Origin of the sequence: Streptomyces sp. Wb2n-11, assembly GCF_001049855.1 — a bacterium.
GTDB lineage: Bacteria > Actinomycetota > Actinomycetes > Streptomycetales > Streptomycetaceae > Streptomyces > Streptomyces altiplanensis.
Genome location: NZ_CVPB01000001.1, coordinates 6625697 through 6648959, shown reverse-complemented (window position 1 = coordinate 6648959; position 23263 = coordinate 6625697). Strand labels below are relative to the sequence as shown.

Genomic DNA, 23263 nt, shown 5'->3' with positions numbered 1-23263 from the left:
TCATACGGCGCGGCCGAGCGCGGCGATGACATCGGCCCGGCGCGGCTGCCCCGAGGCCCTGCGCACGATCCGTCCGTCCCGGTCGAGCACGAGCACGGTGGGCGTGGCGCGGATGCCGAGTTCGCGTACGAGATCGAGTCGCGCCTCCGCGTCGATCTCCACATGGGCGACGCCCTCGACCATGCCCGCCACTTCGGCGAGCGTTCTGCGCGTCGCGCGGCAGGGCTGGCAGAACGCGCTGGAGAACTGGACGAGCGTCGCGCGCTCCCCCGGCTCCGCACCCAGTTCGGCCGCGCCCAGTCGTGTACCGCCGTCGTGCCCCGGCACCTTCGCCTCCGTCGATCTCGGTCTCTTCCCCGCGTCTCCCTATCCAGCGTTCACCACGGGAAGACGATTCCTCATGTTTCCGTACGTGACGAGAATCTCGCGCATGAAGGATCCCAGGACTGGCTACTCGGCCGTTCATGGGGCACGATCTGCCCAACGCCGCTAAACCTACGGCTGCGTAGCTTCCACCGGGAAAGCCCCCGGGCACAGAAGGGTCCCCCCTGACATGGCAGAACTCGTCTATCGACCGGTCATCGGTGCCGCACGTACCCTGTTCAAGGCGCTGGACCTGAAGATCGACACGCAGGGTTCTGAGAACATCCCCCGCACCGGTGGTGCCGTGCTGGTGAGCAATCACATCAGCTATCTGGACTTCATCTTCTCGGGCCTCGGCGCGTTGCCGCAGAAGCGCCTGGTGCGCTTCATGGCGAAGGAATCGGTCTTCCGCCACAAGATCTCCGGACCGCTGATGCGCGGCATGAAGCACATCCCGGTGGACCGCAAGCGCGGCGAGGCGGCGTACGCGCACGCCCTCGACTCGCTGCGCTCGGGCGAGATCATCGGGGTCTTCCCCGAGGCGACGATCTCCGAGTCGTTCACGCTCAAGAGCTTCAAGTCGGGTGCCGCCCGCATGGCCCAGGAGGCCGGCGTTCCGTTGATCCCCATGGCCTTGTGGGGCACCCAGCGGATCTGGACCAAGGGCAGGCCGCGCAATTTCGGCCGCAACCACATCCCCGTGACGATCCGGGTCGGCGAGCCGATGGACGCGCCCGTGGACGAGTTCGCGGGCGCGATCACGCGCCGGCTGCGCGGCCGGGTGCAGGAGCTGCTCGAAGCCGCCCAGCGCGCGTACCCCGTGCACCCGAAGAACGCCGAGGACACCTGGTGGGTCCCGGCACACCTCGGAGGTACGGCGCCGACCGCGGCGCAGGTGCGCGGGGCCGGCTGACCGCACCCCGCGGTTCTCACTCCGGGGAGCGGACCGTGATCCGCACCCCGGAGCTCAGCTTCTCCAGCGACTCGGAGAGCTCGGCCCCCGCGGCCCCGAGCTCTCCGAGCGTCACGGAAGCCATGCCCTCCCCTCCAGCAGTAAGACGGCGCTGACGGACTCCTCGGTCAGCCGCGTACGGACGCCCTGACGCCAGTTCCAGCACCGGCATGTGACGCCTTCGTCGTCGCGCCGGACCACCTCTCCCGCGTCCGGGTGCCCGACGGCCTCCTCGCCGCCCGCGACCGTGGCGAACGGCTCCTCACCGGTGGACCGCACGAGCCGCACGGTGCCCTTGCCGCGGCCCGGGTCCTCTCCCCGACGGGAACGGGGTGCGCGACGAGATCGACGAGCCGGTTGATCCGCGGCAGTCCGGCGTGTCCGACCGGGCGCGCTCGGCGAGCGCTTCGGCGGAGTTCCGGTTGCGGGACGGCTTGGTGCCGAAGGCCGTGTACGCCGCGCACCGGGCCGTGGACCTCGACGGCGAGGTGGGTGAAAGCGGGGGCGAGGGCGCGCACCTCGTCCGACACGGAAAGTGCGGGTGTCACGCCCGTCCTGCCTCGGGGCTCTCAGAGGGCGCCGGGGAGCGTCCGCCAGAGGTACGGCCGGTCCGGGGCGGCTCGCAGAGCGCGCAGGACGGCCGGATGCGGCGCGGCGTACAGCTCCGGATAGTCCACTTCGCCGAGCTCCGGACGCACGGGGAAGGCCAGTCGCTCGCCGTCCGTGGAGAACCGTGCGTCCACGCCGGGCTTGTTGCCGCGCGGATCCTGCCGCGACCAGCCGCCGCACCCCGGAAGCCCGACCGCGACGAGTCCGTGGATCACGGGGTTCGAGCCGTCGTCGTCCGTGAGCCGCTGGTAGCACAGAGCGGCGGGGACCCCCTCGGCGCGCAGCAGCGCCGCGAGGGCGTGGGCCTTGGCGTGGCAGATCCCGGTGCGCTGCGCGATCACGTCCGAGGCGCGCCAGGTGACGCGCGGGTCGCCCGCGTCCTGGGAGTGCGGGATGGTGTCGCGTACGAATACGTAGGCCGCTTCGGCGTATGCGCATGCGTCGCTCGCTCCGGCGCGCAGCCGGGCCGCGGTCTCGCGCACCAGCGGATGCCCATGGTCGATGGCGTCGTCTGCGGCCAAGTAGTCGGCCAGATCAGGTTTTTCCCGGATCAGCTCCATGGCGGCCGAGCGTAAGTACGCGACCGGCCGGAAGTCAATGACTTTCCAGCCGGTCGCATACTTATACGTCGTGCGCGTGCTACCTGGTCATCTCTTCCTTGAGCGCCTGCACGAAGCCGTCCACGTCGTCCTCGGTGGTGTCGAAGGAGCACATCCAGCGGACATCGCCGGCGGCCTCGTCCCAGAAGTAGAAGCGGTAGTGCTTCTGAAGACGCTCGCTGACATCGCGCGGAAGCCGCGCGAACACCGCGTTGGCCTGCACCGGGTAGAGGATCTCGACGCCGTCCACCTGGCGGACGCCGTCGGCGAGCCGCTGGGCCATGGCATTGGCGTGGCGCGCGTTGCGCAGCCACAGGTCGCGCGCGAGCATCGCCTCCAGTTGCACGGACACGAAGCGCATCTTGGAGGCGAGCTGCATGGACAGCTTGCGCAGGTGCTTCATGGCCCGCACCGCGTCCGGTTCGAGGACGACGACCGCCTCGCCGAACAGCATGCCGTTCTTCGTTCCGCCGAAGGACATGATGTCCACGCCCACGGTGTTGGTGAAGGTCCGCATCGGTACGTCGAGCGAGGCCGCGGCGTTGGACACCCGGGCCCCGTCGAGGTGCACCTTCATCCCGCGCTCGTGCGCGTGCTCGCAGATCGCCCGGATCTCGTCCGGCGTGTAGACCGTGCCCAGTTCGGTGTTCTGGGTGATCGACACGACCTGCGGCATCGCGCGGTGCTCGTCCTCCCAGCCGTACGCCTGCCGGTCGATGAGCTCGGGGGTGAGCTTGCCGTCCGGTGTCGGTACGGTCAGCAGCTTCAGGCCGCCCATCCGCTCCGGGGCGCCGCCCTCGTCCACGTTGATGTGCGCGGTCTCGGCTGCGATGACCGCGCCCCACCGGTCGGTGACCGCCTGGAGTGCGACCACGTTGGCGCCGGTCCCGTTGAAGACGGGGAACGCCTCGGCCCGCCCGCCGAAGTGGCTGCGGACGATCCGCTGGAGGTTCTCCGTGTAGGCATCCTCGCCGTAGGCGACCTGGTGGCCGCCGTTGGCGAGCGCGAGCGCGGCGAGCACCTCGGGATGGGCGCCCGCGTAGTTGTCGCTCGCGAAACCGCGCACCCGCGGGTCGTGGTGCCGGCGCGCGTCGGTCTTCGCCGCGTTCGCCGGATCCGGGTTCACGGCTTGGGAGTCAGCCACAGGCGCTGTCCATTCACTTCCCTGGCGGGCCGGTCCCAGACTCCGGCGATGGCATCGGCCAGCTCCTTGACGTCCGTGAAGCCCGCGAACTTCGCGTTCGGGCGCTCGGCGCGCATCGCATCGTGCACCAGTGCCTTGACGACCAGGATGGCAGCCGCGCTGCGCGGCCCCTCATCGCCCCCCGCCTTGCGGAACGCGTCGGCGAGAGCCAGGGTCCACGCCTCGGCCGCGGCCTTGGACGCGGCGTACGCCGCGTTGCCGGCCGTCGGCTGGGAAGCACCGGCCGCGCTGATCAGCAGGTAGCGGCCGCGGTCGCTGCGCTGGAGCGGGGCCTGGAAGGCGAGGGAGGTGTGCTGGACGGTGCGGATCAGCAGCTTCTCCAGCAGGTCCCAGTCCGCGAGGCTGGTCTCGGCGAAGGTCGCGCTGCCGCGCCAGCCGCCGACGAGATGGACCATGCCGTCGATCCGGCCGAACTCCTTCTCGGTCTTGTCCGCCCAGTCGCGGGTGGCTTCGGGGTCGAGGAGATCGACGGTGTCGCCGACGACGGTGGCGCCGCCGTGGGCGTACCGCGCGGCGTCGACGGCCTCGGCGAGGCCCGCGGCGTTCGCGTCCGCGCCGACCACGGTCGCGCCCGCCTCGGCCAGCCTGAGCAGGGCGGCGCGGCCGGCGGGTCCCGCCGCTCCGGCCACCGCGACCACAGCGCCTTCCAGCGCTCCGCCGTTGCCGTTGCTGATGCCGTTCGTCATGGTCGTCGCCTCCTGGGCGCGAGGGCTCACGCGGCCACCCGCTCGGCACTCGCCGCGGTGATCCCCCGGGTGGAGGCGATCACGTTCTTCAACTTCTTGGAAAGCGCCTCATAGAACATGCTGAGCGGAAACTCGTCCGGAAGCACATCGTCCACGAGTTTGCGCGGCGGCAGCGACAGATCCAGGGCGTCGGGGCCCTTGGCCCAGCGCGATCCGGGGTGCGGTGCGAGGTACGTCGAGACCAGGTCGTACGCCGCGAACCAGTGGACCAGCTTGGGGCGGTCGATGCCGGCCCGGTAGAGGTCCTCGATCTCGGCGCAGAGCTGGTTGGTGACGTGCGGGGCCCGCTCCCAGTCGATCTTCAGCGTGTTGTCGGTCCAGCGCACCACGTCGTGCTTGTGCAGGTACGCGAAGAGCAACTGGCCGCCGAGACCGTCGTAGTTGCGGACGCGGTCACCGCTGACCGGGAAGCGGAACATCCGGTCGAACAGCACGGCGTACTGGACGTCACGGCCGTGTGCGTTGCCCTCGGCCTCCAGCTTCACGGCCTCCTTGAAGGCGGTGAGGTCGCAGCGCAGCTCCTCCAGGCCGTACATCCAGAACGGCTGACGCTGCTTGATCATGAAGGGGTCGAACGGCAGGTCTCCGTGGCTGTGGGTACGGTCGTGGACCATGTCCCAGAGGACGAACGCCTGCTCGCAGCGGTCCTGGTCGGAGACCATCGCGCGGATGTCCTCCGGCAGTTCGAGGCCGAGGATGTCCACCGCGGCCTCGGTGACGCGACGGAAGCGGGCCGCCTCGCGGTCGCAGAAGATGCCGCCCCAGGAGAAGCGCTCGGGGGCTTCGCGGACGGCGATCGTCTCGGGGAAGAGGACGGCGGAGTGCGTGTCGTACCCGGCGGTGAAGTCCTCGAAGGTGATGCCGAGGAACAGCGGGTTGTCGTAACGGGTGCTCTCCAGCTCCGCGAGCCACTCGGGCCACACCATGCGCAGGACGACCGCCTCGAGGTTGCGGTCGGGGTTGCCGTTCTGCGTGTACATGGGGAAGACGACCAGGTGCTGGCGGCCGTCGGCGCGCCCCTGGGCGGGCTGGAAGGCGAACAGCGAGTCCAGGAAGTCGGGGACCGTGAAGCCGCCGGCGACCCACTTGCGGAGATCGGCCACGAGGGCCCGGTGGTACGCGGCGTCATGCCCGACCAGAGGGGAGAGCTCCTCGACCGCGCCGATCACACGGCTGACGGCGGCTTCCGCTTCGGCGGGCGCCGGTGCGCCCTCGGCGCCGAAATCTATGGACCCGTCCGCCGACTGCCAGGGCCGGATCGCCTCCACGGCATTCTTGAGCTCGGGCCAGGCCGGGTGCTCGACCACGCGCCGGGCACCGGATATGCCGTCGGCGACTGTGTCCTGCACAAGAATTTCCGTCATGTCACTTCCTTCACGGGAGAACCTCGCGTCAAGGCACCGTATAGGTCTTCGACTCTTCCATTCAAGAGCAGGTCCAGTAAATTATCCTGCCGAGCCCCCTTGATCGCCGCTGTTCTTCCTGTCCGACCCCTTACCGGCGCTCGCTTCTCTCACCTCCTTCCTCTGATAGCCATACAGCGTGAGTACCCGTGCCGACCCTTGTCATCCTCCTGTTCACCGGCCTGGCCCAAGGGGTCGCCGGAGCCCGGGGGAGCGCTCCGCTTCGCCGTTCGGGACGAGCTCCTCCGGGGAAGCGGGCCGTTAGGCTGCCCGGGAGCCCCTGTCGACGGAAGCGGGACTGTCTTGAGTTTCCTCACCATTGGTCATCGCGGGGTCATGGGTGTCGAGCCGGAGAACACCCTCCGTTCCTTCGTCCGCGCCGAACAGGCCGGCATGGACGCCATCGAGCTCGACCTGCACCTGAGCAAGGACGGCGCGCTCGTGATCATGCACGACGCCGAGGTGGACCGTACGACCGACGGCAGGGGTGCGATCGCCGGCCTGACCCTCACGGAGCTGCGGGCGCTCGACGCCGGGCAGGGCGAGCGCGTCCCGGTCTTCGAGGAGGTCCTCGACGCCGTGGGGTCACCGCTCCAGGCCGAGATCAAGGACACCGCGGCGGCGCGGGCGCTCGCCGCGGTGATGCTCCGGCGCGATCTGGCGGGCCGCGTGGAGGTGTCGTCGTTCCACGACGAGGCGGTGGCGGAGATCGCCTCGCTCGTCCCCGGTGTACGGACCGTGCTGATCGCCGGCCGTTACGGCAACGACGTGGTGGACCGCGCCAAGGCGGTGGGCGCGGCGACGCTGGCACTCAACATCCGCAGGCTGACCCTGGAGACCGTGGAGCGCGCGCACGCCGAGGGACTGCGGGTCATCGGCTGGGTGGTGAACACGCAGGAGCAGCTGCGGCTGGTGCGGGCGCTGGAGCTGGACGGCGCGACGACCGACTACCCGGAGATCCGCCGCACGGGCCGCTTCACCGCGTGAGCGCGAGCGTGCCCGGCGGCGCCGTTCCCGGCCCGCCCCGGACGTAGCCCCTAGCCCAGCCGCTTCACCAGCAGCTCGAACTCCAGGTCGTCGCGCTGCGGAATGCCGAAGCGCTCGTCGCCGTACGGGAAAGGGGTCGTCTTCCCGGTGCGGCGGTAGCCGCGGCGCTCGTACCAGGCGATGAGGTCCTCCCGTACGGAGATCACCGTCATGTGCATCTCACGCGCACCCCACGCCTCGCGCACCGTCCGCTCCGCCTCGGCGATGATCGCCTTCCCGAGGCCGGCGCCCTGCATTTGAGGACGGACCGCGAACATGCCGAAGTAGGCGGCCTCGCCCCGGTGTTCGAGCTGGCAGCAGGCGACCAGCGCACCGTCCCGCTCGACGGCCAGCAGCCGGCTGTCCGGTGACTCGACCACGTCGAGGACGCCCTCGGGGTCGGTCCGCTGCCCTTCGAGGATGTCCGCCTCCGTGGTCCAGCCCGACCGGCTGGCGTCGCCCCGGTACGCCGACTCGATGAGCGCGACGAGCGCGTCCACATCGGTTTCCGTCGCGTCGCGGAAGGTGAGTTCGGCGGCGGCCGGACGTGGGGTGGTCTCCATGGGAGTGCTCTCCGGATCTGTGCGGCGGTCGGGCGCTCCGAGCTTAATGCGCGCTAAGGTCCCGGTGCATGGTGCAGGTACTGAGCAGCAGGACTCTTCTGCGTCCCACGGATCCGGAGCGTTCCCGCGCGTTCTACGGCGGGGCGCTGGGGCTCGCCGTCTACCGCGAGTTCGGCACGGGGCCCGAGCGAGGGACGGTGTACTTCCTGGGCGGCGGCTTCCTGGAGGTCTCCGGGCGCTCCGGGACCCCTCCCTCCCCCGGCCTCCAGCTGTGGCTCCAGGTCGAGGACGCCGCCGCGGCGTACGAAGAACTGTCGGCGCGCGGCGTCGAGGTGCTGCGGCCGCCGGTCAAGGAGCCGTGGGGCCTGGTCGAGATGTGGCTCGCCGACCCCGACGGCGTGCGCATCGCCGTCGTCGAGGTGCCCGCGGACCATCCGCTGCGCTACCGCCCCTGACCCCGGCGCGCTCCCCGTGAACCCCCGTGCACTCCCGTGCGCTCGCGTACGGCGCGGCGGCGGCGGGCATCGACGGGACGACACCGTCGACGGGGAGGTACACCGTGCACGGACCGGCGATGTCCGGCTGGCTGCTCGTGGCCCTGTGCGCGGCGACCGGCGCGTACTGCCTGCTGCGGCTGCGCAGCGGCGGGGGGGAACACCGTGAAGAGGCGGGCGGCGACGCCCTGATGGGATTCGGGATGGCGGCGATGGCGGTGCCCGCCGCGGTGCTCGCCCCGCCGGCGTGGGGATGGATGCTGTACGCCGGGGTGTTCGGCGGGGCGGCGCTGCGGGCGTTGTGGCAGACCCGCGGGAGCGCGCATCACGTGCACCATCTGGTGGGTTCGCTGGCCATGGTCTACATGGCGCTGGCGATGGCGCCGGGAAGCGGTGGTCCCGCGCACACGGGACACCCCTCCGGGTACGCCGCCGGCGGGGTCCCGCTGCTGACCGGCGCACTGCTGCTGTACTACGCCGCGTACGTGCTGCGCTCGGGGGTGAAGCTGATGCCGGGGGCCACGGCAGCGGGGGGCACCGTCGCGGGAACGGGGGCGAACGGCGGCGCGGGTGGCGGCTCGGGCGGTGGCGGCGGGGCGGTCCCCTGGGGCGCACGGCCCGAGCTGGTGCTCGCCTGCCGGGTTTCGATGGGCATCGGCATGATCGCGATGCTCGTCACCTTGTGAGACGCCACGGCGAAACCGTGGCCTGCGTCACTTGACGCGCAAGGCCATACCCGTGAGTAGGGCCGCACTCATAGGCTGGGCCCATGACGCTCTCCTTGGCACTTCTGCTGCTCGGCGTCGTCGCCGCCGTCGCGGCCCCGCGGCTCCTGTCGCGCGCCGACTGGCGGGAGCGCGAACCCGTGGTGGCCCTGTGGGTGTGGCAGTGCGTGGTGGCCGCCGTGCTGCTGTGCTTCGGCCTCTCGATGACGTTCAGCGCGGCCGCCGCCTGGCAGGCCGTACGGGGTCACGTGTTCGCCCCCGCCCCGCACGGCGTCGTGGAGGCGTACGCCCTTGCCGCGTACGGGCCGTGGTCCGCCGTCATCGCGGTGCTGCTGGCGTGCGGAGGGGCCTGGACCGCGGCGATGCTGATCCGGGAGATCCGCAGGGCGCGCGTACGGCGTGGGCAGCGGCGCGCGGATCTGCTCGTACGCTTCCCGTTGCTGCCCGGCGAGGAGCCCGGCGCCGACCGGCTGGTCGTACTGGAGGGAGAGCGCCCGGACGCGTGGTGGCTGCCCGGGGGCGCGGCCCCGCGACTGGTCGTCACGACGGCGGCGTTGCGGCGCCTGAAGGGGCGGCAGCTCGACGCCGTACTCGCCCACGAGCAGGGGCACGCGCGGGCCAGGCACGACTGGCTGCTGCACTGCGCGTCCGCTCTGGCGACCGGCTTCCCGCAGATTCCCGTGTTCGCGGCGTTCCGCGGCGAGATGCACCGGCTGGTGGAACTGGCCGCCGACGACGTGGCCTCGCGGCGCTTCGGGCGGCTGACGATCGCCCTCGCCCTGGTGGAACTCAACGAGGACCGCGGCGTGTTCGGGCCGGGCCCGGCCTCCTCGCACACCGGGCTGCCGCAGCGCGTCGACCGGCTGCTGACCGCGGCCCCCCGCCTCACCGCGGGCCGCCGGCTGCGGCTGACGGCAGCGGCCTCGCTCGTTCCGGCCGTACCGCTGCTGGTCGCGTTCGTGCCGGGGCTCAGCGCGCTGGGGTAGCCGGCGTACGGGGGCGGCCTGCGTACGGAGGCGGCGCCGGCATTGCGGCAGCCCTTCCCGCCCGGGGATGGCTTGTGACGGCGCCTGTGGGCAAGGATCTTCTCATGCACTCCCCCGACTGGCTCCGTCCTCCCGTCCCGTCCTCCCCGTGCCGGTACGCACGGCCCTTGTCTGCACGGCCCTCTCGGTCGCCCTTCTGCTGCTCGTCGCGTTCGAGTGGCGGCCGTTGATGTCGCTCGACCGCTCGGTCGGGGACGCCCTGCACCGCTCGGCGGTCGGTGAGCCCGGCATCACGCGCACCAACCGAATCCTGTCCGACTGGGTGTGGGACCCGTGGACGATGCGCGCGCTGGTGGCCGTGGTCTTCGCGTGGCTGCTGTGGCAGGGGGAGCGGCTTCTGGCGCTGTGGATCGCCGCGACCAGTGCGGTCGGTTCGCTCGTGCAGCAGGGCCTCAAGGCGGCGGTCGGCCGTGAGCGTCCCGAGTGGCCCGATCCGGTCGACACCGCGCACTTCGCGGCCTGGCCGTCCGGCCACGCGATGACAGCCGTGGTCACCTGCGGGCTGCTGCTGTGGCTGCTCAGGCTGCGCGGAGCGGGCAGCGGGCCGCGCACCGCCGTGCTCGTCGCCGCAGCGGTGTCCTGCGTCGGCGTCGGCGTCACCCGGATGTATCTGGGCGTGCACTGGATGTCCGACGTGCTGGGCGGCTGGTTGCTGGGAGCAGCCGTGGTGGCGCTCTCGGTGATGGCGTACGGTCGCCTGACCGCTTCCCGGGAAGGAACGTCCGCGTGACGGTCAAGGGCGCGCTCTTCGACTTCTCCGGCACGCTGTTCAGGGTCGAACCCACGAAGGTGTGGCTGCGCACCGTTCTGGACGAGACGGGCGTGGCCGTGTCCCCGGACGCTTTCGCGCGGTACGTACAGCGGCTGGAGGCGGCCGGCGCGCTGCCCGGCGGGCCCGCCCCGCAGCGGGTGCCGCCGCATCTGGCCGGCCTGTGGGCGACCCGTGACGAGAGCGCGGAGCGGCACCGCGCCGCGTACACGGGACTCGCCCGCGAGGTGGCCCTCCCCGACGCGCGCCTGTACGACGCCCTGTACGACCGCCACATGACGCCGGCCGCCTGGCAGCCGTACCCGGACGCCGCCGAGGTGCTCGGCGAGCTGCGGCGGCGGGGCGTCGGCGTCGCGGTGGTCAGCAACATCGGGTGGGACCTGCGACCGGTGCTGCGCGCGCACGGCCTGGACGTGTAGGTGGACGCATACGTCCTGTCGTACGAGCACGGCGTCCAGAAGCCGGACCCGCGGCTCTTCGAAACCGCCTGCGAGGCGCTCGGCCACGCTCCGCGCGATGTCCTGATGGTCGGCGACGACCGCCGCGCGGACGGCGGCGCGGCGGCACTGGGGTGCGCGGTGCACTTCGTGGACCATCTGCCGGCCGACGAGCGGCCCGCGGGGCTGCGCCCGGTGCTCGCACGGGTGCACTGACGGAAAAGCGTCCGCATCCGGCGGTCCCCCGCGCCGCCGGATGCGGACGACAAGCCCACGGAGCAGGCCCGGCAAGGCGCCTGTCGTGGGAGCACTGAGTATATTGGCTACCGGCCAGTCAACACAGGAGTTATCAAGATGTCTCCGCGCAGCGCATCGGTCAATGAGGAATTGCGCCGCCGTTCCCGTGAGCGGTTGCTGCAGGCCACGGTGGAGCTCGTCGGGAGCGGGGGTACGAGGCGACGACGCTCGGCGACATCGCGGACCGGGCCGGATCCGCGCGCGGACTGGTCTCGTACTACTTTCCCGGGAAACGCCAGTTGCTGCAGTCGGCCGTGCACCGGCTGATGCACCGGACGCTCGAAGCGGCCCTGGAGCGCGAACCGCGCACCGAGGACGGCCGTGAGCTGCTGGCCCGCGCGATCGACGCCGTACTGAGGCTCGCGTGCGACCAGCCGGTGCTCATGCGCACGCACATGGCGGGCATCCTCCAGGCGGAGGGCTTCGTGCAGTGCCCCGAACAGCAGCGGCTCGCGGAGCTGCTGCGGGGCGCTGTCGTGCGCCATGGGTCACGGGACGTGGACGCCGACTACCCGCTGCTGCGCGCGCTGCTGATGGGCGCGGTGTTCGCCGCGCTGCTGCCGGGGGCGCCGATGCCGCTGCCGCGCCTGCGGGCCGAGTTGTTCCAGCGGTACGGGCTGAACTGGGAGCTCGGCGTGCCGCCGGGCGGAGAACCGCCCGGCGGCACGCTCGTGCACGGGGTGGATCAGCGGCGGTAGTCGGGCTGCGTCTGCACGTTGAGCTCGCTCAGCCGCACCCTCTGGGCGCCGTCGGTGCGCTTGTCGTTGAGCTTCAGGACGTCGAATCCCTTGGCCATGTCGTTGGAGTAGATGTAGCCGTTGTAGTAGTACGCCGACCAGGACCCGGCGGTGGACAGGGTGGTCGTACTGAGGGGGCCGCGCTCGAAGAAGGCGATCTCCTCGGGCTTGGCCGAGTCGGTGAAGTCCCAGACGGAGATGCCGCCCTGGTACCAGGCCTGGACCATGATGTCCTTGCCCTTGACGGGGATCAGCGAGCCGTTGTGGGCGACGCAGTTCTCGGTGTCGGCCTGGTGGCGGTCGATCTTGAAGTAGCTCTTGAAGACCAGCTTGCGCTTGTCGCCCTTGCCGGTGATGTCGTAGATGCCGTCGGCACCGCGCTGGGGGCCCGTGGCCGCGTTGCAGGTGGCGGCGGAGCCGCCGCCGAGCTCGTCGGTGAAGACGACCTTGTCGGCCTTCTGGTTGAAGGTCGCCGAGTGCCAGAACGCGAAGTTGACGTTGTCCTGGACGCGGTCGATGACCCTCGGCTCCTCCGGGTCCTCGATGTCGAAGAGGATGCCGTCACCCATGCAGGCACCGGCGGCCAGGTCCTTCGAGGGCAGCACGGTGATGTCGTGGCAGCCGGTGGTCTTGGAGACGCCCGGGTTGGTGGGCGCGCCCGGGTTTCCGCCGTCCGGGAAGAGCACCGGGAAGCCCACGACCTCGGACTTCTCCGGGGCGCGGCGCGGCACCCTGATGATGGAGATGCCGTCGTGCGGCGGCTTGCAGTCCGGGAACGTCTCGCTCGGCGAGTACGAGGAGACGTAGACGTAGACGTTGCGTCCCTCGGGCACCAGGGTGTGCGTGTGCGAACCGCACGCGGTCTCGACGGCGGCCACGTACCGCGGGTTGCTCTTGTCGCTGATGTCGAAGATCTTCATGCCCTCCCAGGAGGACTTCTCCGTCGCGGGCTGCGAGGTGCTCGTGCACGAGTTGTCGCTGCGCGAGGAGTCCGTGGAGAGGAAGAGCAGGTCCCCGGAGACGGAGATGTCGTTCTGCGAACCGGGACACAGGACCTGGGAGACCGTCTTCGGGGCCCTCGGGTTGCTGATGTCGAAGATCCGGAAGCCGTCGTAGTTGCCCGCGAAGGCGTACTTCCCCTGGAACGCCAGGTCGGAGTTGGTGCCCTTGATCGCGTCCTTGGGGATGTTCACCACGTGTTCGATGTTCTCGCTGTGGACGATCTCGTCCACGCCGGGTATCTCGCCGTTCTCGATGGCGGCCCTGGCTTCGGCCTGCTGTGAGGTGGGCAGGCTCTTCTTCTTCGCGGGCGCGTCTCCCGGGTCGGGGGTCGCGGCCGCGGGACCGGCCGTCAGCAGCGTGGCGAAGAGCCCGGCCGCGGCTGCCGCCACGCCCAGACGTCTGCGCCGCACGCGGGTGATGTGCAACGAGGTCACTGCGTCCTCCCTTGTATCCGTTCGTAGTTGAACGGTTCGTACACCCCGGCAGTATCGTCGTTTGCATGCGCATCTCAACAGATGGCAACGAAGACGTAATGAAAGTTTTTGATCATCCGTGTGCACAAGCGTGCTAAGAACAGACACCAACCACCCCACATGCCCCAGGAGGTCGCCGTGTTGATCCGCCGCAGCTCCGCACGCGTCCGCAGTCTTTCGTGCGTGGCGACGACGGTCGCGATCGCCGTACTCGGGCTCGGCGCCTGCGACGCGGGGAGCGAGGAGGCGCCGAAGGCGAAGGCGGCCGCCGGACCTTCGGTGGTCGCGCCGGGCAAGCCGGGCGAGCCGGCGAAGACCATGTCGGCGGAGGAGGCGGAGAAGGCCCTGCCCGACGGTTCCCCCAACGGGGCGGACTTCTCGTACGCGCGGATGATGATCGAGCATCACGGCCAGGCGCTGGTGATGACGGAACTCGCACCGAAGCGCGCCGCGTCGGCGAAGGTCAAGCGGCTCGCCGAGCGGATCGCGGCGGCCCAGGGGCCGGAGATCGGCGCCATGCGGGGCTGGCTCGACAACAACGGCGGCAAGAAGCACCGGGGCGGCCACGACCACGCCTCGATGCCGGGGATGGCCACGGAGAAACAGCTCGCGCGGTTGCGCGCGGCCAGGGGTGAGGAGTTCGACCGGCTCTTCCTGGAACTGATGGTCATTCACCACGAGGGGGCGGTCGGCATGGCGACCGAGGTCCTCTCGCAGGGGAACAACGTCCAGGTCGAGGAGATGGCGACCGATGTGCTCGCGCAGCAGAGCGCCGAGATCGGCCGGATGCGCGACATGATGTGAACGCCCCCGGTTCTAGCGGCGGTTGTGCCGGGGGACAGAAGGCCCTCGTCACGCGCGCCCGCGATCAGCCTGAGCGACCTGCGGCGGCTGCGCCCCGTCGCGCACATCACCGCGAGCACCGGGTCCCGCCCCGCCTGCTGGGCGGCCCGGTACGCCTGAGCCGCGATCCGCCGGCCCGCCCTGCCGCCGGGCCAGGACGGGCGGGCGCGCCCGACGGGCGGTGGCTGCGGCCCGTCCGCCGCGACGGCGGGCGTACGCGGGGCCTCGACGGCCACCCGGCAGGCGCCGCCGGCCGGTTCCCCGACCCATTCCGCGGCCACCGTGAAGCCGTCGAGCGGCAGGTCCGCACACACCTCCTCGACGGTGATCCGCCCGGCCGACATCGTGGCGAGTACGTAGATCCCGGCGCCGTCGGCGAAGGTGAGCCGCACGTTGAACCAGGCGGGCCGGGGCGGGGAGACGGCGTCGGCGGCGCGGCCCTCCGGGCCCCGTACGGGCCATACCGGCGCCGCCGCATTCGGTTCATAATGGTTGTTGACGTCAAAAAAAGCACTTTCCAGCACGGTGGAAACGTAACCCCGTCCCGCCCCCGGCCCGCCACGGCGCGCAGCGTGTACGACGCAAGGCACCCGGTGGAGGGTCTCCCGCACCGTTCGGGCCCGGGGGCGGACACCTCCCCCGGCCCGCCGTTCGATGCCATGCTGGAGACCTTCGCGGGAAGGAGCCCCCGCCGTGCTTCGAGTCGCAGTCATCGGTTCAGGCCCCAGCGGGGTCTACACCGCGCAGGCCCTGGTGCAGCAGAGCGCGGTGCCCGATGTGCGGGTGCACGTACTGGACCGGCTGCCCTGTCCGTACGGGCTGGTGCGCTACGGCGTCGCACCGGACCACGAGAAGATCAAGTCGCTCCAGAACAGCCTGCGCACCGTGCTCGAGGACGAACGGATCACCTTCGTGGGCCACGCCGAGGTGGGAACGGCCGGGCTGTCCTGCGCGCGGCTGCTGGATCTCTACCACGCGGTGGTCTACTGCGTCGGGGCCGCGACGGACCGCAGGCTCGGCATTCCGGGCGAGGACCTGCCCGGGAGCTGGTCGGCCACCGACTTCGTCTCCTGGTACAGCGCCCACCCGGACGCGTCCGGGCGCGGCTTCATGCTGGGCGCGCGTTCGGCCGTCGTGATCGGGGTGGGCAACGTGGCGGTGGACGTGGCCCGCATCCTGGCGCGCGGCGCGCACGAGCTGCGGGCCACCGATGTGCCGCAGCCGGCGCTCGACATGCTGGCGGGCAGCCGGGTGCGCGAGGTGCACATGGTGGGCCGGCGCGGCCCTTCGCAGGCGAAGTTCACCACCAAGGAACTGCGGGAGCTCGGCACCCTGCCGGACGCCGCGGTGGTCGTACGGCCCGAGGAGCTCGCCCTGGACCCGGCGTACGCGGACCCGGGGTCGGCGGTGGCCTCGGCCCTTCCCGCCGTGAACCGGCGCAATGTCGAGGTACTGAGGGCCTGGGCCGCCGCGGGCGGTTCCGGGGGGCGGGCGCGCCGTATCCACGTGCGGTTCTTCCTGCGGCCCGTGGAGGTGCTGGAGGAAGGCGGGCGGGCGGCGGGGGTGCGCTTCGAGCGCACGGTGCCCGACGGCAGCGGCGGCATACGCGGCACGGGAACGTACGAGGACGTGGAGGCGCAGCTGGTGCTGCGGTCGGTCGGTTACCGGGGGGCGCCGCTCGCCGGCCTGCCGTTCGACCCGGGGAGCGGGACGGTGCCGCATGCCGGGGGTCGCGTCCTGCGGGAGGGCGTCCCGTCGCCGGGCGAGTACGTGGCGGGCTGGATCAAGCGGGGCCCGACGGGCGTCATCGGCACCAACCGGCCGTGCGCCAAGGAGACGGTGGCGTCGCTCCTCGCGGACGCGCCGGCGCTCGCCCTGCGCCCGCTCGTGGACGACCCGCTCGACGCACTGCGGGAGTCGGGGATCCGCCCGGTCGTGTGGAGCGGCTGGCGGGCGATCGAGGCGGCGGAGGCGGCGCTGGGCGTCTCCCTGGGGCGCCGGTCGGTGAAGCTCCACGACTGGGCGGGGCTGCTGGCCGCCGCGCACGGCGGGGCCTGACGGCCCGCCGCGCGTCCTTCGGCGTCAGCCGTCGGTGCCGAGTCGGTCCGCCTCCAGTGCGGCCGCCGCGAGGACGCGGTCGAGGAGGCCGGGGAAGAGCAGGTCCAGGTCCTCACGGCGCAGCCCGTTGAGCTTGGCCGTTCCCCGGTAGACCTGCCGGATCACACCGCTCTCGCGCAGTACGCGGAAGTGGTGGGTGGTCGTGGACTTGGTGACGGGCAGGGTGAAGTACGAGCAGGAGAGCTCGGACTCGGCCACCGCCATCTCGCGGACGATGCGCAGTCGCATGGGGTCGGAGAGCGCGTGGAGCACCCCTTCGAGGCGGATCTCGTCGCGCGTGGGATGCGCGAGTTCACGCGCACTCGTCGTAACGGCGTTCACGGCGTCTCCAGTTCGTCCGGGAGCACCATTGTACGACACTCATCGTAATTCGATGCGGACCGACCTGCGGGCGGGGCCGACCGGACCGCGGCCCCGCTCACGGGAAGACGCTCAGACCGCACGGTGGTACTGGTCGGGCGTGTGCACCTCGCCGCCCAGTTCGCGCGCGGCGTGACGGGCGAACGAAGGGTTGCGCAGCAGTTCCCGGCCGAGCAGTACGGCGTCCGCCTGGCCGTCGGCCAGGATCTTCTCGGCCTGCACCGGGTCGGTGATCAGGCCGACAGCGGCGACGGGCAGCCCCGCCTCGGTGCGGACCCGCTCGGCGAACGGTACCTGGTAGCCGGGGCCGACGGGGATCCGCGTCCGCGGCGCGAGTCCGCCCGTCGAGACGTCGAGCAGGTCCACCCCGTGCGCCCGCAGCTCACGGGCGAAGCGGACGGTGTCGTCGGCGGTCCAGCCGTCCCGCTCGTCCTCGGGTTCTCGGTCAGCCAGTCGGTGGCCGAGATCCGGAAGAACAGCGGCAGGTCCTCGGGCCACACCGCGCGCACCGCGTCCACGACCTCCAGGGCGAAGCGCGTGCGGTTCTCGAAGGAGCCGCCGTACGCGTCGGTGCGGTGGTTGCTGTGCGGGGAGAGGAACTCGCCGATCAGGTAGCCGTGCGCGCCATGGATCTCGGCGACCTTGAACCCGGCCGCGAGGGCCCGCCGCGCCGCGTCCGCGAACTGTCCGACGATCTCCGTGATCTGCCCGGTGGACAGTTCGGCGGGCGCCGGGTGGCCCTCGTCGTACGGCAGCGGGCTCGGCGCGACGGGCTGCCAGGCCTCGGGGTCCGCGACGATCGGGGCGCCGCCGCGCCAGGGGCGGTCGGTGGACGCCTTGCGCCCGGCGTGCGCCAGCTGGATGCCGGGGACCGTTCCCTGGCTCTCCAGGAACGCGGTGATGCGGCGCAGCGCCTCGACCTGCCGGTCGTTCCAGATGCCCAGGTCGGCCGGGCTGATCCGGCCCTCGGGGCTGACCGCCGTGGCTTCCACCAGGATCAGGCCGGTGCCGCCCGTGGCGCGGGCGGCGTAGTGGGCGAAGTGCCAGTCGTGCGCGACACCGGCGTTCGGCCCGAACACCTCCGCGCTGTACTGGCACATGGGCGCCATCCAGACGCGGTTGGGGATGGTCAGCGATCGCAGGCTGTAGGGCTCGAAGAGGGCGCTCACGAGGGACTCCGTTTCGACTGGTGCAGCCGGACCGACTGCGCTTAGTACGATACACACCGTACTACGTCGATCGTCAAACTACGAGGTCTCTCGTACAATCGCGCCTCAGCCGGCGAACGGCGTCGGGGGCAGCCCCCGGCCCGCACCCGGAAGCACCAGCAGCGAACCGGAGAGCGGGTGCGGGGCGGCCAGGCCGGTCCGGGCCGTGGTGACGTACAGGTCACCCAGGCCGGCGCCGCCGAAGGCGCAGGCCGTGGGGCGGCGCACGGGCAGCGCGACGACCCGGTCGAGCCGCCCGTCCGGGGTGTACCGGCGGACCGCCGCGCCGTCCCAGAGCGCCACCCAGACGCAGCCGTCGGCGTCGACGGTCAGGCCGTCGGGGAAGCCGGCACCGGTCTCGATCTCCGCGAGCCGGCGCCGGTTCACGGCCTCGCGGCCGTCGAAGTCGAAGACATCGATACCGCGGGTGGGGCTGTCGACGTAGTACATGAGCCGTCCGTCGGGACTCCAGTCCGTGCCGTTGCTGACGGCGGCGGTCAGCGCCCGCACGGCCGTGCCGTCCGGTGCGACCCGGGTGAGGCTCCCGCCCCCCGGCTCCTCGTCGTAGCGCATGGTGCCCGCCCACAGCGCCCCGTCGGGGGCGACGGCCGCGTCATTGCCGCGGCGGCCCGGCACGGGGTCGCGCACCAGCCAGGAGAAGGCCAGGTCGGGCCCGTACAGACCGATCCCGTCGCGGAGGTTGACGACCAGGCCGCCGCCCGCTCGCGGCTTGGCCGCGCCGACGTGCTGTCCGGCGTCCATGACCGTACGACGGCCGCTCGCCGGGTCGTACGTGTGGATGCGCGCGGACAGGATGTCCACCCAGACCAGCCGGCCCGCCGCCGCGTCCCAGGTCGGCCCCTCGCCGAGCGACGCCCGCTCCCGCACCGCGACGTCCGGCCGCGCGGACGGCCTCGCGACCGGGCTCACGGGCGGACCCGGTGACCGAGGCGGACCGACAGGTCGGTCGCGCCCCTGGCCGCCAGCTCGGACAGCTCGGCCTCCCGCTCCTCGCTCCACCGGATCATGGGTACGGAGATGGAGAGCGCGGCGACGACCCGGCCCGCGCTGTCCCGCACCGGGGCGGCCACGCAGCTCACGTCCGGGTTGGACTCCCGGTGCTCGAAGGCGAGCCCGCGCTCCCGGATCCTCGCGAGTGCGGTGCGCAACTCCCCCGGATCGGTAATGCTGTTGGGGGTCATGGCAACGAATTCACGGCCTTCGATGCGGGCATCGAGCTGGGTCTGCGGCAGCGAGGCGAGCAGCATCTTGCCGACGGAGGTGCAGTGCGCGGGCAGCCTGCGGCCGGCGGCCGAGACCATCCGGACCGCGTGCGTCGAGTCCACCTTGGCGATGTAGATGACGTCCGTGTCCTCCAGGATGGCGACGTGAACGGTCTCGTCACAGGTCTCGGCGACCTCCCGGGCCACCTGCTGCCCCTCGGCGGCGAGATCGAGCTGCTCCGCGTACCGGCTGCCGAGCTGGTACGTACGCACACCGAGCCGGTAGCGGCCGGGCTGGTCGGGCACGGGCACCACGTAGGAGCGCGCGGCGAGCGTGGTGAGCAGCTCGTGCACCGTGGTGCGCGGCAGCTGGAGCTTGCGCGTGACATCGGGCGCGGACAGCGTGCCGTCCCCTTCCAGGAACAGCTCGAGTATGTCCAGCGACCTGGTCACCGCCGGAACCAGTCGTCCCACGATCGGCCACCCACCTCTTCTGTTCGAAACTCCGGCCATTGACCGGTATGACGAACACAGGCTAGCCGCAGGTTCGTTCGCCCGGCAATGTCCACGCAGGGACGGCGCGCGGGCGACGCGGGGACGGCGGCAGGCCATTGACACCCTGAGGACCGGCTGATTACGGTCACGCCAGAATTTCGAACGCATAACGAAATCTCGAACACCTCCAAGGGGCAACCGCCTTGCGCATTACGGGAATCAGCACGCACGTCGTCGGGACACCCTGGCGCAATCTCACCTATGTCGTCGTCCGTACGGACGAAGGTCTCACCGGTGTCGGTGAGACCCGGATGCTGGGCCGCACCGACGCGCTGCTCGGCTATCTCCGCGAGGCCGAGGCCAACCACATCGCGGGATCCGACCCCTTCGCCGTCGAGGATCTCGTCCGCAGGATGAAGTACGGCGACTACGGACGGGCCGGCGAGATCGTCATGTCGGGCATCGCGGTCGTGGAGATGGCCTGCTGGGACATCAAGGGCAAGGCGCTCGGCGTGCCGGTCTGGCAGCTGCTCGGCGGAAAGGTCTCCGACAGGGTCAAGGCGTACGCCAACGGCTGGTACACCACGGAGCGCACCCCCGAGGCGTACCACAAGGCCGCGCAGACGGTCGTCGAGCGTGGTTACCGCGCGCTGAAGATCGACCCGTTCGGAACCGGGCACTACGAGCTCGACCACGCCGGCACGCTCTACGCGGTGTCGCTGATCGAGGCCGTACGGGACGCGATCGGCCCGGACACCGAGCTGATGCTGGAGATGCACGGACGGTTCTCCCCCGCCACGGCCGTACGGCTCGCCCGCGAGCTGGCGCCCTTCGAGCCCGCCTGGCTGGAGGAGCCGGTCCCGCCGGAGAACCTCAAGGCGCTGGAGAAGGTCGCCGCCAAGGTGGACATGCCCATCGCCACCGGCGAGCGCATCCACGACCGGATCGAGTTCCGCGAACTGTTCGAGTCGCAGGCCGCCGACATCATCCAGCCGGACGTGGGACACATCGGCGGCATCCTGGAGACCAGGAAGCTCGCCGCGACCGCCGAGACGCACTACGTGCAGATCGCCCCGCACAACGTGGGCGGTTCCGTACTGACCGCGGCGAGCCTCCAACTGGCCGCCTGCACCCCGAACTTCAAGATCCTCGAACACTTCAACGACTTCGCCGACGCGGAGATCAAGAAGGTGGTGCGCGGAGCGCCCGAGGTGGTCGACGGCTACTTCGAGGTCTCCCACGCGCCCGGCCTCGGCGTCGAGCTCGACACGGCTGCGGCGGACGAATTCCCGCAGCAGCAGGCCAGGTTCGACCTGTGGGCCGAGGGCTGGGAGCAGAGGAAACCGAAGTGATCAGCCGCGCGGTCGTCGTCGAGCGGCCCGGCTCGCACCGGCTGGTCACGGGGCCTCCGCCCGGACCGGGCCCCGGAGAGGTGGTGGTGCGGGTCGCCGCCGCCGGGATCTGCATGAGCGACCGCGAGGTGTACGACGGTCACCGCGACGCGGCGTACGTGCGCTATCCGGTGATTCCGGGGCACGAGTGGTCCGGGACCGTCGAGGCGGTCGGCGAGGGGGTCGACGCGGGGCTCCTCGGACGCAGGACCGTCGCCGAGGGATTCCGGTCCTGCGGCGTCTGCGAGCGGTGCCGCAGCGGCGACACGTCACTGTGCGCGTCGGGGTACGACGAGACGGGCTTCACCCGGCCCGGCGCCTTCGCCGACCATGTCGTCGTGCCCGCCCGGCTGCTGCATCCGCTCGCCGACGACGCCGACCTGCGGGCCGCCGCGCTCCTGGAGCCGGCCGCCGTGGTCGCCTCCGCCGTACGGGCCGGACAGGCCGGAGCGGGCGAGCGGGTGGCCGTGGTGGGCGCGGGCACGCTCGGGCTGCTGGCCGTGCAGTTGCTGGCGGCCGGCAGCCCCGGTGAGCTGACGGTGTTCGACCCGCGCATGGAACGGGCCGTCCAGGCACTGGCGTTCGGGGCGACCCACGCGTGTACGCCCGAGGAGACGCACGACCTCGCGGGACGCTACGACCTGGTCGTCGAGACCGCCGGGGCGCCTTCCACCGCGGCCTCGTCCTGCCTGCTGGCCCGCCGCGGCGGCCGGGTGATCCTCACCGGGATCTTCACCGCGGGTGCGACGGGGATCGACCTGGTGCATCTGTCGCTGAGCCAGCTGACCGTGCGGTCCGTCTTCGGGGCGCCGTCGTCGGCCTGGGCCTTCGCCGTACGGGCCTTCGGCACCGGGCTGATCGATCCGCGTCCGCTGATCACCCACGAGTTCCCGCTGGAGCGGTTCGGCGATGCGGTGGCGCTGGTCGGGGGCGGTGATCCGAAGACCGGGAAGGTGCTGCTGCGGCCGTCGTGAGCGGCCGGAGACCTTTCCTCTCCCGGCGCGGCCGGAGCCGGCCGGCAGTGACCGGCGCGCAGGTGTGCGCCATGAACCGAATCCTGACCGAGATGCCGAACCAAGGAGTCCCGTGACAGCCCCGTCAGCCCCCCGCCGCCCCGGCGCCGACGCCCTCGCCCGCATCGGCCACGCCACACCGGACGACAACCCCGCGGACTCCTCCCCGCACGCGTTCCCCGACGGCGGCACCTGGCGCACCGAGGTGCCCTCGGTGGAGGGCCCGGAGGCGCTCGCCGTCGTACTCAAGGAGAGTTCGCGCCTCGACGTCCCGGTCCACCGCATCAGCCAGGGCAGCGGCATCTGGATGCTCACCGACGCCGACATCACCGAGATGGTGGAGTCCTGCGCGGAACGCGGCATCGAGCTCTGCCTGTTCACCGGGCCGCGCGGCACCTGGGACACCGGCGCGGCCACCCGCACCGACTCGGGCGGCGCGGGGCTCCGCGCCCGCGGCCACGACGCCCTGGCCGGCTGTGTCGAAGACGCCCTGCGGGCATCGGCGCTGGGGGTGAGGTGCCTGCTGGTCGCCGACGAGGGCGTGCTGTGGACGCTGCACCGGCTGCGCGCCGACGGGCTGCTGCCCGCCGACACCACCTTCAAGGTGTCCGCGCTGATCGGCCCGGTCAATCCGGCTTCGTACGCCGTGTACGAGAGGCTCGGGGCGGACTCCGTCAACATCCCCTCCGACCTCACCCTCGCCCACTTCACCGAGATCCGCCGGGTCAGCCGCGCCCCCATGGACCTCTACGTGGAGGCACCCGACGATCTCGGCGGCTACATCCGGATGTACGAGGCGGCGGAGCTGATCCGGCGCGGCGCACCGCTCTACCTCAAGTTCGGGCTTTCGAAGTCCCCCGGCATCTATCCGTACGGCGCCCAGCTGCGCGACACCGCGCTGGCCGGCGCCCGTGAGCGCGTACGCCGGGGGCGTCTCGTGCTCGATCTGCTCGCCCGGCACGGCGCGGACGGCGGGATGTCCCCGCTCGGCTCCCGGCTGCCCGGGGCTCTCCACCGGTTCCCCATCACCGCCTCCGAGAAGGACTGACCCGTCATGACGCGCGGGTGAGCGCGTGTACGGAGGGGTCGTCGGGGAACGGCACACCGCACAAGCCCCCTGCCGGATCAGGTTCCGGCAGGGGGCTTCGGACTGCGTCGGGCCGGGTG

At 71.6% G+C, this 23263-nt stretch carries 21 protein-coding genes and 5 pseudogenes; 13 read left to right on the top strand and 13 right to left on the bottom strand.

Features of this window, described 5'->3' with window-relative positions:
- On the bottom strand, positions 1-327 hold the full coding sequence (locus BN1555_RS30395) for a TlpA family protein disulfide reductase (RefSeq protein ID WP_093802339.1): 327 nt from the start codon (positions 325-327) through the stop codon (positions 1-3).
- 226 nt (positions 328-553) lie between these two features.
- Here BN1555_RS30395 and BN1555_RS30390 point away from each other — a divergent pair, with 226 nt between their 5' ends.
- Complete coding sequence (locus tag BN1555_RS30390; protein WP_093802338.1) at positions 554-1276, top strand: lysophospholipid acyltransferase family protein; 723 nt, start codon at positions 554-556, stop codon at positions 1274-1276.
- A gap of 16 nt (positions 1277-1292) precedes the next feature.
- Here the strand turns inward: BN1555_RS30390 and BN1555_RS30385 are convergent.
- The 5 genes and pseudogenes from BN1555_RS30385 to BN1555_RS30365 form a co-directional block, all read right to left on the bottom strand.
- Positions 1293-1863, bottom strand: a pseudogene (locus tag BN1555_RS30385) (B3/4 domain-containing protein).
- 21 nt (positions 1864-1884) lie between these two features.
- Entirely contained in the window at positions 1885-2484 is a 600-nt protein-coding gene (locus tag BN1555_RS30380; protein ID WP_093802337.1) for a transglutaminase domain-containing protein, read from the bottom strand.
- A 79-nt stretch (positions 2485-2563) separates the two neighbouring features.
- A complete protein-coding gene (locus BN1555_RS30375; RefSeq protein ID WP_176710176.1) occupies positions 2564-3667 on the bottom strand; it encodes a threonine aldolase family protein in 1104 nt (367 codons plus the stop codon).
- Entirely contained in the window at positions 3646-4413 is a 768-nt protein-coding gene (locus BN1555_RS30370) for an SDR family NAD(P)-dependent oxidoreductase (protein WP_093802335.1), read from the bottom strand. Before BN1555_RS30370 ends, BN1555_RS30375 begins: the two co-directional genes overlap by 22 nt.
- Positions 4414-4439: 26 nt before the next feature.
- Positions 4440-5837, bottom strand: coding sequence for a DUF6421 family protein (locus tag BN1555_RS30365; protein WP_093802334.1), 1398 nt, complete (start codon positions 5835-5837; stop codon positions 4440-4442).
- A gap of 342 nt (positions 5838-6179) precedes the next feature.
- On the opposite strand from BN1555_RS30365, the gene BN1555_RS30360 reads away from it, so the two are divergent.
- Entirely contained in the window at positions 6180-6863 is a 684-nt protein-coding gene (locus BN1555_RS30360) for a glycerophosphodiester phosphodiesterase (RefSeq protein WP_093802333.1), read from the top strand.
- Positions 6864-6913: 50 nt separating this feature from the next.
- Here the strand turns inward: BN1555_RS30360 and BN1555_RS30355 are convergent, their stop codons facing one another.
- Positions 6914-7465: a GNAT family N-acetyltransferase gene (locus BN1555_RS30355; RefSeq protein ID WP_093802332.1), complete on the bottom strand. Its 552-nt coding sequence runs from the start codon at positions 7463-7465 to the stop codon at positions 6914-6916.
- Positions 7466-7533: 68 nt separating this feature from the next.
- Here BN1555_RS30355 and BN1555_RS30350 point away from each other — a divergent pair, with 68 nt between their 5' ends.
- From BN1555_RS30350 to BN1555_RS30325, 6 genes and pseudogenes are all read left to right on the top strand, one after another.
- The gene (locus BN1555_RS30350) at positions 7534-7920 is read left to right on the top strand and encodes a VOC family protein (RefSeq protein WP_093802331.1); all 387 of its coding nucleotides are present in this window, start codon (positions 7534-7536) and stop codon (positions 7918-7920) included.
- 104 nt (positions 7921-8024) lie between these two features.
- Positions 8025-8645 (top strand): DUF5134 domain-containing protein, encoded by a 621-nt coding sequence (locus BN1555_RS30345; RefSeq protein WP_093803752.1) that lies wholly within the window; start codon positions 8025-8027, stop codon positions 8643-8645.
- 83 nt (positions 8646-8728) lie between these two features.
- Positions 8729-9670 (top strand): M56 family metallopeptidase, encoded by a 942-nt coding sequence (locus tag BN1555_RS30340; RefSeq protein ID WP_093802329.1) that lies wholly within the window; start codon positions 8729-8731, stop codon positions 9668-9670.
- A gap of 148 nt (positions 9671-9818) precedes the next feature.
- On the top strand, positions 9819-10460 hold the full coding sequence (locus tag BN1555_RS30335) for a phosphatase PAP2 family protein (RefSeq protein WP_255306262.1): 642 nt from the start codon (positions 9819-9821) through the stop codon (positions 10458-10460).
- Positions 10457-11152, top strand: a pseudogene (locus tag BN1555_RS30330) (HAD family hydrolase). Before BN1555_RS30335 ends, BN1555_RS30330 begins: the two are co-directional and overlap by 4 nt.
- A gap of 138 nt (positions 11153-11290) precedes the next feature.
- A pseudogene (locus BN1555_RS30325) lies at positions 11291-11931 on the top strand (TetR/AcrR family transcriptional regulator).
- On the opposite strand, the gene BN1555_RS30320 reads toward BN1555_RS30325, so the two are convergent.
- On the bottom strand, positions 11919-13406 hold the full coding sequence (locus tag BN1555_RS30320; RefSeq protein WP_093802327.1) for an LVIVD repeat-containing protein: 1488 nt from the start codon (positions 13404-13406) through the stop codon (positions 11919-11921). The pseudogene BN1555_RS30325 and the gene BN1555_RS30320 sit on opposite strands and share 13 nt — an antisense overlap.
- 159 nt (positions 13407-13565) lie before the next feature.
- On the opposite strand from BN1555_RS30320, the gene BN1555_RS30315 reads away from it, so the two are divergent.
- Complete coding sequence (locus BN1555_RS30315) at positions 13566-14249, top strand: DUF305 domain-containing protein (protein WP_093802326.1); 684 nt, start codon at positions 13566-13568, stop codon at positions 14247-14249.
- Between the two features lie 38 nt (positions 14250-14287).
- Here BN1555_RS30315 and BN1555_RS41710 read toward each other — a convergent pair.
- Positions 14288-15001: pseudogene (locus tag BN1555_RS41710) on the bottom strand (DUF6214 family protein); the annotation flags it as partial.
- Between BN1555_RS41710 and BN1555_RS30305 the strand changes: the two are divergent.
- Positions 14982-16346, top strand: a complete 1365-nt coding sequence (locus BN1555_RS30305) for an FAD-dependent oxidoreductase (protein ID WP_093802325.1) — start codon at positions 14982-14984, stop codon at positions 16344-16346. The pseudogene BN1555_RS41710 and the gene BN1555_RS30305 overlap by 20 nt on opposite strands.
- 24 nt (positions 16347-16370) lie before the next feature.
- On the opposite strand, the gene BN1555_RS30300 is transcribed toward BN1555_RS30305, so the two are convergent.
- The 4 genes and pseudogenes from BN1555_RS30300 to BN1555_RS30285 form a co-directional block, all read right to left on the bottom strand.
- A complete protein-coding gene (locus BN1555_RS30300; RefSeq protein ID WP_093802324.1) occupies positions 16371-16727 on the bottom strand; it encodes an ArsR/SmtB family transcription factor in 357 nt (118 codons plus the stop codon).
- Positions 16728-16838: 111 nt separating this feature from the next.
- Positions 16839-17935: pseudogene (locus BN1555_RS30295) on the bottom strand (NADH:flavin oxidoreductase/NADH oxidase).
- A gap of 105 nt (positions 17936-18040) precedes the next feature.
- Positions 18041-18904: an SMP-30/gluconolactonase/LRE family protein gene (locus BN1555_RS30290; RefSeq protein WP_255306261.1), complete on the bottom strand. Its 864-nt coding sequence runs from the start codon at positions 18902-18904 to the stop codon at positions 18041-18043.
- Complete coding sequence (locus tag BN1555_RS30285; protein ID WP_093802322.1) at positions 18901-19671, bottom strand: IclR family transcriptional regulator; 771 nt, start codon at positions 19669-19671, stop codon at positions 18901-18903. Before BN1555_RS30285 ends, BN1555_RS30290 begins: the two co-directional genes overlap by 4 nt.
- Positions 19672-19895: 224 nt before the next feature.
- Here BN1555_RS30285 and BN1555_RS30280 point away from each other — a divergent pair, with 224 nt between their 5' ends.
- From BN1555_RS30280 to BN1555_RS30270, 3 genes are all read left to right on the top strand, one after another.
- Positions 19896-21044: a mandelate racemase/muconate lactonizing enzyme family protein gene (locus BN1555_RS30280; RefSeq protein ID WP_093802321.1), complete on the top strand. Its 1149-nt coding sequence runs from the start codon at positions 19896-19898 to the stop codon at positions 21042-21044.
- Positions 21044-22057 carry a zinc-dependent alcohol dehydrogenase gene (locus BN1555_RS30275; RefSeq protein WP_093803750.1) on the top strand — a complete coding sequence of 338 codons (1014 nt, stop codon included), beginning with the start codon at positions 21044-21046 and terminating at the stop codon, positions 22055-22057. Before BN1555_RS30280 ends, BN1555_RS30275 begins: the two co-directional genes overlap by 1 nt.
- Positions 22058-22169: 112 nt before the next feature.
- Complete coding sequence (locus BN1555_RS30270) at positions 22170-23144, top strand: hypothetical protein (RefSeq protein ID WP_093802320.1); 975 nt, start codon at positions 22170-22172, stop codon at positions 23142-23144.
- The last annotated feature ends 119 nt before the right edge of the window (positions 23145-23263 follow it).